This is a genomic window from Stenotrophomonas sp. Marseille-Q4652 (genome assembly GCF_916618915.1).
Taxonomy (GTDB): domain Bacteria; phylum Pseudomonadota; class Gammaproteobacteria; order Xanthomonadales; family Xanthomonadaceae; genus Stenotrophomonas.
Window position 1 is genome coordinate 3,161,442 of the sequence record NZ_CAKAKE010000001.1, and the last position, 14,239, is coordinate 3,175,680.

Sequence of the window (14,239 nt, forward strand, 5' to 3'; positions counted from 1 at the left end):
GTGGTCAATGAAGCAAGCCAAGGCCAGCAACACCCCGGAAATCCGGCCAGGCGCGCACGGGCGATCCTTGTGCTCGGGATGCACCGCAGCGGCACCTCCGCAGTGACAGGGGCGCTCCGCTATTACGGAGTGGAACTGGGCTCGCAACTGATGAAGCCTGCGGCGGACAACCCGAAGGGTTTCTGGGAGCATGCCGAGGTCGTCGCCATCCACGATCGGCTGCTGGCAGAGCTCGGCAGATCATGGAACGACCCTCGGAGGATGCCTGGGAACTGGTTGGAGACGGCGGCAGCCAGGCAGGCCGCTGTCGAGTTGGAAGCCCTCCTGCGGCAGGAGTTCTCAGGATGCGAGCTGTGGGCAGTGAAGGATCCGCGGATGTGCCGGATGCTGCCGTTGTGGCTTCCAGTTCTGGAGCGAATGGGCGTGGATCCTGTCGGCCTTTTTGTGCTGCGCCATCCACAGGAGGTTGCGGCCTCGCTTCTTGTCCGGAATGACTGGCCTGAGGGGTTGTCGCGACTGCTTTGGATGGAGCACCTACTGGACGCGGAAGAGGCCACCCGGGCCATGCCCCGCACTGTCGTGCCTTACGAAGATCTTCTGGAAAGCCCTGATGAAACGCTGAGAGGCGCACTGGCGAGCTTGGGCACGCTGGTGTCCGAGCCAACGGCTGCCAATACCTTGGCTTTGGCAGGGTTTGTTTCCCGGGGGGATCGGCATCACCGGGCGGTCCCCGATGCGGCGCCTGAATGGGCATTGCCCCGGGCAATGTTCGATGCGATGCGAAGCCCCAGTCCGTGGAATGAGCTGCCAACGCTTAGGCGGCAGCTTGAGCAAGCGGCCGTTCTCTACGGCGATGCGCTGGAGGGATTCGCGCGCTTGGAAGCCAGCGAGCGTCTGGCGCGCGAGGCGGTGGAACAGGAGCTGTTTGCATCCAACCAAGAGGTTGTCACCCGTGGCGAGCTGATCGTGTCTCTTAACGAGCAGCTGGATGCATTGGGCCAACAGTTAATGGATATGCATGCGGAGCATGCCGAGCGTACGGAGTGGGCGCGGCAACTCGACGCGGAGCTGGCCGGGCTCAGGGAGGCGCATGGTGAACTCCAGCAGGAGCATGCCGAGCGCGTGGCTTGGGCAACGCAGTTGGATGAGCAAATCAACGAGTTGCGCGAGGGGCATGGGCGCCTCCAGCGCGACTACGAGGAAAAGGTGGCATGGGCAAAGGATCTCGATGCGTCGCTGGCTGAGCTGCGCGACACGCATGGGCGCCTTCAGGCCGAATACGACGAGAAAGTCGCTTGGGCAAAGGAGCTGGATGCGACGCTGTCCCAGCTGCGCGGCGAGCATGGCCGCCTACAGGCCGAGTACGATCAGAAGGTAGCTTGGGCCAAGGATCTGGATGTGGCCTTGGCTGAACTGCGCGGCGTACACGGTCGCCTTCAGGCTGAATACGACGAGAAAGTCGCTTGGGCAAAGGAGCTGGATGCGACGCTGTCCCAGCTGCGCGGCGAGCATGGCCGCCTACAGGCCGAGTACGATCAGAAGGTAGCTTGGGCCAAGGATCTGGATGTGGCCTTGGCTGAACTGCGCGGCGTACACGGTCGCCTTCAGGCTGAATACGACGAGAAAGTCGCTTGGGCAAAGGAGCTGGATGCGACGCTGTCCCAGCTGCGCGGCGAGCATGGCCGCCTACAGGCCGAGTACGATCAGAAGGTAGCTTGGGCCAAGGATCTGGATGTGGCCTTGGCTGAACTGCGCGGCGTACACGGTCGCCTTCAGGCTGAATACGACGAGAAAGTCGCTTGGGCAAAGGAGCTGGATGCGACGCTGTCCCAGCTGCGCGGCGAGCATGGCCGCCTACAGGCCGAGTACGATCAGAAGGTAGCTTGGGCCAAGGATCTGGATGTGGCCTTGGCTGAACTGCGCGGCGTACACGGTCGCCTTCAGGCTGAATACGACGAGAAAGTCGCTTGGGCAAAGGAGCTGGATGCGACGCTGTCCCAGCTGCGCGGCGAGCATGGCCGCCTACAGGCCGAGTACGATCAGAAGGCAGCTTGGGCCAAGGATCTGGATGTGGCCTTGGCTGAACTGCGCGGCGTACACGGTCGCCTTCAGGCTGAGTACAATGAGAAGGTGGCCTGGGCCAAGAGGCTCGACTCGGAGCTCGCAACGCTGCGCGTGGCCCATGACCATCTCCGCGCCGAATTCGAACAGCGCACCGAGTGGGCGCGCGGACTGGATGAGGAGCTCCGCGCATTGCGCGAGAGCTTTGCTGCGCTACAGCAAGACTATGAAAATTCCGTAAACTTGGCGACTTCCTCGGGAGTCCAGTTGGCGGCACTGAGGGAACAGTACCAGGAGCGGGGGCTGCAGGTCAGGGATCTCGAACAGAACCTTGCCGCGCTCACCCTGGCCAAACAGGCGCAGGAGCAGGAAATGGAAAGTTGGGGGCACGAGATCCGCGAAGAGCTGGCTCGGATCCGGCAGGAAATGCAGGAGCAACGCGACGCGACCCGCGGATCCCTGGATGCAATCGCGGTCGAGGTGACCAGCCAGCGTGTCGAGCAGCAGGGCCAGCAGGAGCGCCTGCTCCGCGAACTGGAAGAGGCCCGGCGCGCAAGCCGCGAACTCGAGGCCCAGCTTTCGCAGGTGGTGAATTCCCGTTCGTGGGCGCTGACCAGGCCGTTCCGCCTGGCGGGTCGGCTGGCCCGCGGTGAATGGGGCTCGGTCCTGCAGTCGCTGCGGCGCTCGGGCCTGGCGCGGGTCCGGATCCTCGAGCCACTTCGCACGCCGGTCAAGCGCTGGCTGATGCGTCGCTCCGAGGTGGGTCCGCTGCCGCCTGCCTGCTTGGCGGTGGAGAATCCGCAGGAGCAGGCGCCTGCCGAGGCGATCGCCGGCATTTCGGTCCCAGTGTTCGACAATCCGGTGGTCTCGGTCATCATCCCGGCCTACGGCAATCTTGGATACACGGCTGCCGCGGTGCGCTCGATCGTTGACACGGTCTCGGCCAGCGTCGCGTACGAAATCATCGTGGTCGAGGACGCCTCGGGCGACCCGGAGATCGGTTCGCTGGCACAGGTGCCCGGCCTTCGTTACCGCGAACACCCGGAGAACCTTGGCTTCCTGCGTTCTTGCAACGCGGCCGTAAAGCTGGCGCGTGGCAAATACGTATGCCTGCTGAACAACGATACCCAGGTGATGGCAGGCTGGCTGGAAGGGCTGCTGCAGGCGTTTGCCGAGAAGCCCGACGCCGGCCTGGTCGGATCGAAGCTGATCTATCCGGATGGGCGGCTGCAGGAAGCGGGCGGTATCGTCTGGTGCGATGGCAGCGCCTGGAACTTTGGCCGGCTGGATGATCCTTCCCGGGCCCTCTATGGCTATCTGAAGACCGTGGACTATGTCTCCGGTGCGTCGATCATGCTGCCCCGTGAGCTGTGGGACCAGCTGGGCGGATTCGACGAGCACTACGTGCCTGCGTACTACGAGGACACTGATATCGCGTTCCGCGTACGTGCGGCGGGATACCAGGTCTACATGCAGCCTTCCTCGGTGGTGGTCCACTACGAAGGTGTCTCCAACGGTACCGACGAAGGTAGCGGGATCAAGGCCTACCAGGTCACCAATGGCGAGAAGTTCCTGGAGCGCTGGCGCAACGTGCTCGAGGACGGGCACTTCCCGAACGCGGAAAACGTGTTCCTCGCCAGGGACCGCGGCCAGTTCAAGAAAAAGACCGTGCTGGTGGTCGACCACTACGTGCCGCAGCCGGACCGCGATGCGGGCTCGCGCGCCACGTGGCAGGTGCTCCAGCAACTGGTGTCCAAGGGCCACAACGTGAAGTTCTGGCCGGACAACCTGTATTTCGATCCCAACTATGCGCCGGCGTTACAGAGGATGGGCGTGGAGGTCATGCACGGCGGTGAGTACGTGGGCCGTTTCACGGAGTGGGCGAAGGAGAATGGCCGCCATCTGGACGTTGTCATCCTCAATCGCCCGCACATTTCGGTGGGCTACGTCGAGCCGTTGCGCGAGCACAGTTCCGCGCAGTTGGTCTATTACGGCCACGACGTGCATCACCTGCGCATGCTGCAGCAACTGGCGTTGTCGCCCGACCCGCAACTGCAGGCGGACATGGAACGAACCCGTGAGCAGGAATGGTCGATGTGGCGCGCGGCGGATGTCGTGCTGTATCCATCCGACGAGGAGACCGCACACGTCAAGGCGTGGCTGGGGGCCAACGGGGTGCGCGCCATTGCCAAGACGGTTCCGCTTTATGGTTATACCGATGTGGCCGGCGACCTCTCGCAGACGCTTGCGACCCGGCAGGACATCCTGTTCGTTGCCGGTTTCGCCCACCCGCCGAACGTCGACGCGGCCTGCTGGCTGGTCCGCGAGATCCTGCCCCGGGTCCGGCAGACCCACCCGCAGGTCCGCCTCCACCTGGTCGGGTCGAACCCGGCTGCCGAGGTCCGGGAGCTCGCCAACGACCAGGTGCAGGTGACCGGTTACGTCAGCGATGAAGTGCTGGCTGGCTATTACGAGCGTTGCCGGGTCGCGACGGCGCCGTTGCGGTTCGGTGGCGGCATGAAGGGCAAGGTGCTTGAAAGCATGCGCCACGGCGTACCCATGGTGACGACTCCGGTCGGCGTGCAGGGTCTGGCGGCAGCTGCCTTCGTGCCATATTCGATGGATGCCGAGGTACTGGCTGCCGAAATCTGCCTGTTGCTGGAAGACGACGCGCACTGGCGGAGGATTTCGAAAGCTTCCACCGAGTTCATTGCGGCCAATTATTCGGTCCAGGCACTGGGCAGGGTGCTGGATGAATCAATTGGTGGCCCGCCTTCTGCCCATTGATCGGCAGCGCAGTTGATCGAACTGTTGTATTCTTGCGCGCTGTCCGCCCCAAGCGGGCTTGCTCTATCCCCCCCAATTTCCCCCGCCGGAATCCGTCCGGCAGGGGCCCCATAGAAACAACCAGGTTTTCCCAGGAGAACTCAAATGAAGTTCATGCAGGCATCTTCCCTGTTGCTCCTCTCCGCCGTGGTGCTGGCGGGTTGTGGCAAGCAGCCGTCTGATACCCCCGAAACGCCTGCGGAGGCCGCTTCTTCCTCCGCGCCGGTTGACACCGCCCCGGCCGTGGCCGCGATTGGCAAGGAAGGCTCGGCCCAGGAAGGCCCGTACGGGCTGACGGTTGCCCCGGGTGAAGTGTTCCAGTGCGCCGGCCGCGACAAGGTCGCCTCGAAGGTGAATTGGAAGATCGAGGACGAGTCCGTAGGTTCCATGGTCGAGGTTTACGTGATTGGCCCGGGCCAGGCCGAAGGCAAGCTGTTCGCCAAGGGTGGCCTGAAGGGCGAGGCGGAAACCGGCAACTGGGTCTACGAGGGCACCCGCTTCGTGGTCAAGGACACCGCCGGCAAGGAGCTGGTCGCATACCAGGTCGCCGGTCTGCCCTGCCAGTAAGCAGGCGTCTCCAAACCTTGGATTTATCCTATGCGCGTTGCCGTACTGGTTCCCTGTTACAACGAAGCTGTCGCGATTCCCCAGGTGGTGCGGGATTTCCGCAAGGCACTTCCCGATGCCGAAATCTGGGTGTTCGACAACAACTCAAAAGACGGAACCGGTGAGATCGCCGCCCGTGAGGGGGCACTGGTACGGCGCGTGACCTTGCAGGGCAAGGGGCATGTGGTTCGCCGTCAGTTCGCCGATGTCGAGGCGGATGTATACATCATGGTCGACGGCGACGACACCTACCACGCCGCCAGCGCCCAGGCGCTGGTGGATTGCCTGGTCTCCGGCGGCCACGACATGGTGGTCGGCGTGCGCAAGGCCACCGATGTGCAGGCTGCCTACCGGGCTGGGCACGCGTGGGGCAACCGGATGCTGACCGGCTTCCTGAGCTGGCTTTTCGGCCGCAACTGCACAGACATCCTGACGGGCTACCGCGCGTTCTCGCGCAGGTTCGTCAAGTCGTTCCCGGTGCTGAGCGCGGGGTTCGACATCGAAACCGAGCTCACCGTGCATGCGCTGGAGATGAAGATGTCCGTGGGCGAGGTCGAGACCCCCTACAAGGAGCGTCCGGAAGGTTCCTTCAGCAAGCTGAGCACCTACAAGGACGGGTTCCGCATCCTCCGGACAATGCTCCGCCTGTTCAGCGCTGAACGACCGCTGGTGTTCTTCGGTGTTATCGGCGCCGTCCTGGCCATGACCTCGCTGGTGCTCATGGTGCCGGTGATGATGGAATACATGGACACCGGGCTGGTGCCCCGTCTTCCCACCGCGTTGCTGGCTACGGGCATCATGCTGACCGGCCTGCTCAGTGGCATGATCGGGCTGGTACTGGATACCGTTACGCGTGGGCGGCGCGAGGCCAAGATGCTCGCCTACCTGCGCTATCCGGGCCCACGCTAGTCGTCGTGCGTCAATTCGCGCTGTTCTGTATTGCCGGCGGCCTGGCGTTCCTTGTTGACGCTGGCCTCGTGCAATTGCTGGCCGGCTGGCTGGATGTCGATCCATACTTGGCGCGGCTGGTGTCTTTCCTCGCCGCGGTCACCACGACCTGGTTGTTCAATCGCTCGATCACCTTTTCCGCAGCGGCGGGACGCGGACAGGCCCTGGCCGTCGAATGGCTGCGGTACGTTGTTTCGCAGCTTGGCGGTTTCACGGTCAACTTCGCCGTTTACGCCGTACTGGTCTGGGCTGTTCCGTTGGTAAGGCAGTGGCCCATGCTGGGGGTTGCTGCCGGATCCGTCGCAGGCTTGCTGGTGAATTTCCTGCTGGCCAAGCGATATGTTTTCCAGCGTCGATGAATGAGGACGTACCAATGGGTCTTGGAGCTGGATGGCGAGAGGCTTTCTCGCGTCTTTCGCGTGGGCAGGTCGGCCTGCTGATCGCACTCGTCGTGTTCTGGGCATGCGTCCTGCGCAACGTGGAGTTGCCGGGCCTGTACATGGACGCGATCAATCCGGATTACCTGGTCGCACGTTTCTTCAACCCCGAACTACAGAATCCCGTCTGGTTGATCCCAGGGCGTCCGTTACCGTTGCTTGGGAACCTGTACCACGGTATGCAGACGCTTTACGTCGGCGTGCTGACGTACGGCATCATGGGGATGTCGGTTACCTCAGCACGCGTCACCCACGCGATCTTCGGGGCGGCGATCGTCCTCCTGCTGTGGCTGGTGCTTCGTCGCACGACATCCAGGCCCGCGCTTGCAACGGCGATGGCCGTTGCCCTCGCCAGCGACATGGCCTTCCTCGGATCCTTCCGTACACAGGGCTACATCATCCTGGCCGGACAGGCGTGGATGATGCTGGGCTTCTACCTGGCGGTGCGATCTCATACCAGCGAGCTGCCTTCCCGCGCAATGCTTTTCCTGTCGGGGGTGTGCCTGGGTCTGGCGGTCTACGGCTACTTCGTTTTCCTGTTCTTCGTGCCGCCCGTCCTCGCCCTGGCGGTGCTGGGGCCAGGGCGGGATGGGATGTTCGCGCGACTGATGACCTGGGGCCTGGGTTTTGTCTTCGGCATGCTCCCGTATGTGGTCGGCTACGTGGAACTGGCGGTCGCGGTGGGCGGCTTCGAACCATTCATCGAGTGGATGCGCAACTCGCTGGGCGGGCTCAAGCCTACCGAAGGTAGCGCCACGTACACGGAAGGCGTGAGCAGTGCCTTGTTGCACACGCGGCTGGGGCTTGCCGGCGTGGGCAACGAACTGATGATGGTCAACGAACAAGTGTCTTCGCGGCTGGTTGCGTGGCGCGCAGGCTTGGTCGCCACTGCGGCCCTCATTTGTGCCGCGGGTGCGTGGGTGGAGTGGCGTGAACGCGCCCGCCTGGCCCGCGTGCTCCTGGCCGGTGTTGCCCTGCCGGTGATCTACATCGCGGTGGCCGGCTGGTTCGGATCCCGCCTTTGGGTCCACCACTTCACCGTGATGGTGGCGCTTGGTTACCTCCTGCTCGGTCTGGCCGTGTACTGGATTTCCCTGCGGCTGCCGCGGGGTCGTTGGCAGGTCTTCGTGGCCGTCGCACTGCTCGCGGCATTGTTCGCGGTCAACATCGTCCAGCAGGGGCGCGTCCATGACCGGTTGGTCCGGACTGGCGGCGTCGGCATGAGTACCGATGCCCTGACAGCAATGTCACGCGCCGCACTCACGGAGAAGGATAGATCCGTGTGGTTCTTCCCAGACTGGGGCTTCTTCATGCCGTTCGCGTTCCTCACCGAGAATCGTGTCCCCTACGAAAACGAGTTCACCGAGCACACGTTGGGGAAATATGCTGCTTCCATGCGCGACGTCCGCGTGGCCTTCTGGAAGAAGGAAGACGAGGGCCGCCACCGCGAGCTGCTTGAGCAGGCTGGCATCATCGACATCGAGCTTTACCGTATCGATCGCCGCGATGGAGAGCCAGGTATCCATGTGCTTACCGGGCGGAGAGCACTGGGAACGAAAGCCACTTCCACCGTCGAGCCATGAGCTCAATGACCGGGGGCGGGAGCGCTCTCTGGTCGCCTGCTGGGACGCACGACGCTGAGGGAACCATCGATAGCCACGCCAACAACTACACGTTGGTGCGGCTGGTGATGGCTTCCAGCGTGATCTATTTCCATTCGTTCCGCTGAGCGATGCGGAGGCTTACGCCGATCGCCTGGCCGGTGGATGTGGCGGGAAACCGGTGCCGTCAGGTGAACGGATCAGTCCCCAGCCGGGGGGCGGTTTCGCAATTTGGTTGAGCTGGAAGGTGATCCGGGCGATGATGTTGTTTAGTCGCCATCGATGGTCGGCGGCTGGAAGCGCGAGCGTCCCCGGACTTGCCACTGCGAAGGTGAAGGGTTCCATCCTTGCCAATGCCGGCGCCAAGAACATCTATCTGGAGCGGCGGTTTCCCGACCGCATCGAGCGATCAAACGAAGTGGTTCTTGTAATCACACCTTGAGGTATCATTGCCGCCCAGATCTGGGTGGCTGCTGTGCGTCGTGCTGTGTCTGGGTTCCCACCGGCAGCCGGCGGGAGGAAAAGCATGAAAAGCAGGATATCGAGCATCCAGGAAGGATGCACAGGCCGCTGGGCCAATGTTGCAGCAAGGATAGTGGCGGTGTCGGCAGTAATCGCGTTTCCTTTCCTGCTGTGGGCCCTTGACCGCTGGGCCCTTGACGTAGAGGGAAACGCCTATCTGGCAAGCGGTAGTGTGTTGCGCAATGCAATGCCGGGTCTCGTGGTGATCTTCCTCCTGTGGGCCATCACCCGCCGTCTCTTGTTCCCCGCGTTGTTGGTTGGCTCGATCCACGTACTGCTGTACGTGGCCGCATCAATCAAGCTGGACGTGCTGGGAACACCTGTCAATCTGCAGGACAGGTATTTCCTGACCAGTTTCGACGCGGGTAGCGCGCAGTTGTTTGGCGCCTATATCGAGGGGTATCCAGTCTGGCAAATCGGTCTGGGCTCGGTCTTCATGCTGGTTGCTGCCTGGGTTGTCGAAAAGCCCTGGTTCTCCCGCGCTCGTTTGGTGCGCTGGGGCTGGCAGGTATTTGTTGCGCTGCTCTCGGCATGCCTCTGGCATGCAGCGTGGCCATGGAACGCCGCGTATACCCAGGAGAAGGTCCGCGCCTCCAAGCAGGTAGATATTCTGGGCGTCCTTCGCTCCGGACTCATAAGCAGCCTCGTTTACAGGCATGTCGAGATCTTGAACATGCCCAGGATCCTGGACATGCCAGCGTTCAAGTCGCTGGTTGCCGACCTGGGTGGGGCAAAGGCCCTGTCTTCGGCTTCCGCGCCCGAAGTGGCGCCGGACATCGTCATCGTCATGAGCGAGTCCCTCGTGGATCCGAGGATGCTCAAAGGGATGGCGTCAATGCCCGAAATCATCCCCAATCTCCGCCATCAGATCGAGCTTGGGCATGGCGGGGGAATGAAGGTTCCCACGTACGGCGGAGGGACGGTGCGCACCGAGTTCGAGGTGCTCACTGCGATGCCGCTTGCAGCATTTCCGGCGACGGAATATCCCTATGCTGACCTGCAGCGCAAGCAGATGCCGGGATTGGCGGCCCTCCTCGCCAGGAACGGCTACGCCACCTCTGCAGTACATGGCAACGCCGGGTCGTTCTGGAACCGGACTACGACCTATCGCGGAATGGGATTCCAGCGATTCATTACGGAGCGCGAATTCCAGAAGTGGCCTGGTGCTTTCCGGGACGGGCGTTGGTATTCAGACCAGACCATGACCGATATTGTCCTGCGCGAACTCGAGCAGGAACCGGCCAAACCCAAGTTTGTGTTCGCGATCAGCATGCAGGCACATGGTCCGTACCATGACAAGGCAGAAGTGGAGGATCCCACGGCATGGGCTGCCATCCAGCTTCCGTCAAGCCTGCAAGGCGATGCGGAGCTGCCACTACGCAACCACCTTTATCACGTGAGCAAGGCAGACGAGCAGTTTGGTCGGCTGTTGCAGGAGATGCGCAAGCGAGGGCGTCCGTTTGTACTGGCCTTCTTCGGGGATCACCTGCCTGGGCTGCCGGAAGCCTGGTCTGCAATGGGATTCACCAACGGCGGTGGTACAGATCTGCAACTGCTGCCCTGGACTGTCGTGGCTGAAGGCATCGAGCGACCATCGGGTCCGAGTGCCGCCGTGCCTCAGCATTCGTGGCAGTTGCCGGCCTACATCCTGTCCAGTGCCGGTATCGAGCCCCGTACTTCAGTTTCATTGGACGGGCTGGGCATAAATTGGAAGGAACAGGTCCCCTGCGGGAGCGACCGGTATTCCGCGGCATCAGGACTGCCGCGGTACTGAACCTGGATGGTGAATTCGAGGAGGCGCTGGAATGAACCTCGCATCGATTGCCGATCTCCGGCTTCTTCTTATGCTGGTAAGCGCCATCGTCTTGACTGGGTGCACGGCCAAGGCTGAGCTGACGATGGTTCCCGAAGTGGTTCGCGAGTGCGAGGCGCCCGTGGCCACCCGGGTAATCTGGGATGTCTCGCCGCTGGGCCTGCAAAAGGCGACCCTTGAGATCAACAATATTGGCCAACCCCGCAAGTTCTGGGAGGCTGGTGGTGCCAAGGGCAGTGCGGAGGCTCCGGCCTGGGCGCAGGATGGTTATACCGTGACCCTGGTGTCCGCCAATGGCGTCGTGCTTGCGAGACGCACGCTGATGACGGTGCCGTGCAAATAGGTGCATGCAGGGATTGAATCACGGCGTTACGCCGGTCCGGTCATCCCCCCCCGGGCACTCCGTATAAAAGAAGAGGGCCTCGTGATGAGGCCCTCTCGTCATATCAGAGCTGTGCTTCCAGCTCCGGCAGCAGGGTGAACAGGTCACCCACCAAGCCGATGTCCGCGATCTCGAAGATCGGGGAGTCCGGGTCCTTGTTGATGGCCACGATCGTGCCGGCATCCTTGATGCCGGTCAGATGCTGGATGGCACCCGAGATGCCAACGGCGATGTACAGGTCTGGCGCGATGATCTTGCCGGTCTGCCCGACCTGCAGCTCGTTTGCGACGTAGCCGGCGTCGACCGCAGCGCGCGAGGCGCCCACCGCCGCGCCGAGCTTGTCGGCCAGCTGGTAGATCACCTTGAAGTTCTCGGCCGAGCCGACGCCGCGGCCACCGGAGACCACGCGCTTGGCGCTCTGCAGGTCCGGACGGTCGCTGCTGGCTGCGGCCAGGCCGACGAAGCGGGTGTGGCTCGGCAGCGCTGCATCGACGCTCAGTGCCTCGATGGCGGCGTTGCCGCCCTGCGCCGCTTCCGGCCACGAGGCGGTACGCACGGTGGCGACCACGACCTGGTCGGCCGGGGCCTCGACGGTGATGATCGCGTTGCCGGCGTAGATCGGACGCTTGAAGGTGTGGCTGCCTTCCGCGGCCATCAGGTCGGACACCTGGTTGACGCCCAGCAGGGCGGCCACGCAGGGCATCAGGTCCTTGCCGAAGGTGGTCGACGGGCCGAACACATGGCTGTAGCCGGCTGCGGCCTTGGCAATCTGCGGGGCGAGGACCTGTGCGACCGGGTTGGCATTGGCGGCGTTGCCCACGGTCAGCACCCTGGACACGCCGGCGATCTTCGCCGCTTCGGCAGCCACGGTGGCCGGATCGGCAGCCAGCACCAGCACGTCGATCTGCGCACCGGGGATGGCCGCGGCAGCACTAACGGTCTTGGCGGTGGCGGCATTGAGCTTGCCGCCGAGGTGCTCGGCGATGACGAGAATCTTGCTCATTACAGCAACCCCTTCTGCTTGAGTGCGGCCACCAGCTCGGCGGCATCCTTGACCATCACGCCCTTGCTTCGCTTGCCCGGCGCGGAGTAATGGGTGGTCTTGAGGGTATCGGCGGCCTCAACGCCCAGGTCGGCCAGCTGCAGCGTCTCCAGCGGCTTGCTCTTGGCCTTCATGATGTCCGGCAGCTTGATGAAGCGCGGCTCGTTCAGGCGCAGGTCGGTGGTTACCACCGCGGGCAGGTCCACTTCCAGCGTTTCCAGGCCGGCGTCGACCTCGCGGGTAACGGTGGCCTTGCCGTCGGCGATCTCCAGCTTGCTGGCGAAGGTGGCCTGCGGCCGGCCCCAGATCGTGGCCAGCATCTGGCCGGTCTGGTTGGCGTCGTCGTCGATGGCCTGCTTGCCCAGGATCACCAGCTCCGGCTGTTCCTTCTCGATCAACTTGAGCAGGGTGCGGGCGGCGGTCAGCGGCTGGATGGCCTGGTCGGTGACGACATGGATGGCGCGGTTGGCGCCCATGGCCAGGCCGTTGCGCAGGTGCGCCTGGGCGTCGGCGGGGGCGATGGTGGCCACGATCACCTCCGATGCGATGCCCTTGTCGCGCAGCCGCAGCGCTTCTTCCAGTGCGATCTCATCGAAGGGATTGGGGGACAGCTTGACGCCGTCGGTGACCACGCCGGACCCGTCCGGCTTGACCTGGATGCGGACGTTGTAGTCCACAACGCGCTTGTAAGCGACGAGGATTTTCATCTGGTGCAGGGTCCTTTTCAGTTACTGGGAACCAGGCGGGCCGGTTCAGAGAGTTCCCGATTCTAACTGCCCCGGAGGGACCATGCGAGAGCGTATGGTGGGGAGACTGGGAGGGTCGCCGCTTGTTAATGCTCCGTAGGGACCGCCGGGAACGGCCGTTGTATCCTTCCATGCTTAACGGCGGGCCATGGTGGGCTGCCAAAGTTTGATCAGGAGAACAGCGAGTGTCCACGTGGCTTGTCACCGGCGGGGCCGGGTTTATCGGCGGTAACTTCGTGTTGGAAGCGGTCGCCAAGGGCCATCGGGTCATCAATCTGGATGTACTGACCTATGCCGGCAACCTGCAGACCCTCGCCAGCCTGAAAGGCAACCCCGACCATGTATTCGTGCAAGGCGACATTGGAGATCGCGAGTTGGTCTCGAGGCTGCTGGCCGAGCACAAGCCCGATGCGGTGCTTAACTTCGCTGCCGAAAGCCATGTCGATCGTTCAATCGACGGTCCCGGTGCCTTCATCCAGACCAACGTGGTTGGCACCCTGGGGTTGCTCGAGGCCGTGCGCGATTACTGGAAGGCACTCCCGACGCAGCAGGCCGAGGCGTTCCGGTTCCTGCATGTGTCCACCGACGAGGTCTACGGCACCCTGGGCGAGACCGGCAAGTTCACCGAAACCACCCCGTATGCGCCGAACTCGCCGTACTCGGCATCCAAGGCGGCGTCAGACCACCTGGTCCGCGCCTTCCACCACACCTACGGCCTGCCGGTGCTGACCACCAACTGCTCCAACAACTACGGTCCATACCACTTCCCGGAAAAGCTCATCCCGCTGGTGATCGCCAAGGCGCTGGCCGGCGAGCCGTTGCCGGTCTACGGCGATGGCAGGCAGGTGCGCGATTGGCTGTTCGTCTCCGACCACTGCGAGGCGATCCGCACCGTGCTGGCCAAGGGCACGGTCGGCGAGACCTACAACGTGGGCGGCAATTCCGAGCGCCAGAACATCGAAGTGGTGCAGGCCATCTGCGCCCTGCTGGACGAGCGTCGCCCACGCAAGGATGGCCAGCCGCGCAGCAGCCAGATCACCTACGTCGCCGATCGCCCTGGCCATGACCGCCGCTACGCCATCGATGCGTCCAAGCTCAAGAACGAGCTGGGCTGGGAGCCGGCCTACACCTTCGAGCAGGGTATTGCCCTGACCGTCGACTGGTACCTGGCCAACCAGGACTGGGTAAACGGCGTCCTGGACGGCAGCTACCGCTTGCAGCGCATCGGCACCTCAGCCTGATATCGGACGATCAC

Annotated in this window: 11 protein-coding genes; 9 read left to right on the forward strand and 2 right to left on the reverse strand. The window is 63.3% G+C overall.

The window, feature by feature from the left end; translation table 11 throughout:
• From LG380_RS14975 to LG380_RS15010, 8 genes are all read left to right on the forward strand, one after another.
• The gene (locus LG380_RS14975) at positions 1 to 4,848 is read left to right on the forward strand and encodes a glycosyltransferase (protein WP_225766179.1); all 4,848 of its coding nucleotides are present in this window, start codon (positions 1 to 3) and stop codon (positions 4,846 to 4,848) included.
• A gap of 144 nt (positions 4,849 to 4,992) precedes the next feature.
• Positions 4,993 to 5,454 (forward strand): hypothetical protein, encoded by a 462-nt coding sequence (locus tag LG380_RS14980; RefSeq protein ID WP_225766180.1) that lies wholly within the window; start codon positions 4,993 to 4,995, stop codon positions 5,452 to 5,454.
• Positions 5,455 to 5,484: 30 nt separating this feature from the next.
• A complete protein-coding gene (locus LG380_RS14985; protein WP_225766182.1) occupies positions 5,485 to 6,402 on the forward strand; it encodes a glycosyltransferase family 2 protein in 918 nt (305 codons plus the stop codon).
• Positions 6,403 to 6,407: 5 nt separating this feature from the next.
• Positions 6,408 to 6,800 carry a GtrA family protein gene (locus tag LG380_RS14990; RefSeq protein ID WP_225766184.1) on the forward strand — a complete coding sequence of 131 codons (393 nt, stop codon included), beginning with the start codon at positions 6,408 to 6,410 and terminating at the stop codon, positions 6,798 to 6,800.
• A complete protein-coding gene (locus LG380_RS14995; RefSeq protein WP_225766186.1) occupies positions 6,797 to 8,461 on the forward strand; it encodes a glycosyltransferase family 39 protein in 1,665 nt (554 codons plus the stop codon). Before LG380_RS14990 ends, LG380_RS14995 begins: the two co-directional genes overlap by 4 nt.
• A 253-nt stretch (positions 8,462 to 8,714) precedes the next feature.
• On the forward strand, positions 8,715 to 8,921 hold the full coding sequence (locus LG380_RS15000) for a hypothetical protein (RefSeq protein WP_225766188.1): 207 nt from the start codon (positions 8,715 to 8,717) through the stop codon (positions 8,919 to 8,921).
• Positions 8,922 to 9,005: 84 nt separating this feature from the next.
• Positions 9,006 to 10,775: an alkaline phosphatase family protein gene (locus LG380_RS15005; RefSeq protein ID WP_225766190.1), complete on the forward strand. Its 1,770-nt coding sequence runs from the start codon at positions 9,006 to 9,008 to the stop codon at positions 10,773 to 10,775.
• 31 nt (positions 10,776 to 10,806) lie between these two features.
• Positions 10,807 to 11,157, forward strand: coding sequence for a hypothetical protein (locus LG380_RS15010; RefSeq protein ID WP_225766192.1), 351 nt, complete (start codon positions 10,807 to 10,809; stop codon positions 11,155 to 11,157).
• Between the two features lie 103 nt (positions 11,158 to 11,260).
• On the opposite strand, the gene LG380_RS15015 is transcribed toward LG380_RS15010, so the two are convergent.
• Positions 11,261 to 12,199 (reverse strand): electron transfer flavoprotein subunit alpha/FixB family protein, encoded by a 939-nt coding sequence (locus LG380_RS15015; RefSeq protein ID WP_225766193.1) that lies wholly within the window; start codon positions 12,197 to 12,199, stop codon positions 11,261 to 11,263.
• Entirely contained in the window at positions 12,199 to 12,945 is a 747-nt protein-coding gene (locus LG380_RS15020) for an electron transfer flavoprotein subunit beta/FixA family protein (RefSeq protein ID WP_225766195.1), read from the reverse strand. Before LG380_RS15020 ends, LG380_RS15015 begins: the two co-directional genes overlap by 1 nt.
• Before the next feature lie 224 nt (positions 12,946 to 13,169).
• Between LG380_RS15020 and rfbB the strand changes: the two genes are divergently transcribed.
• On the forward strand, positions 13,170 to 14,225 hold the full coding sequence (gene rfbB / locus LG380_RS15025) for a dTDP-glucose 4,6-dehydratase (protein WP_225766197.1): 1,056 nt from the start codon (positions 13,170 to 13,172) through the stop codon (positions 14,223 to 14,225).
• The last annotated feature ends 14 nt before the right edge of the window (positions 14,226 to 14,239 follow it).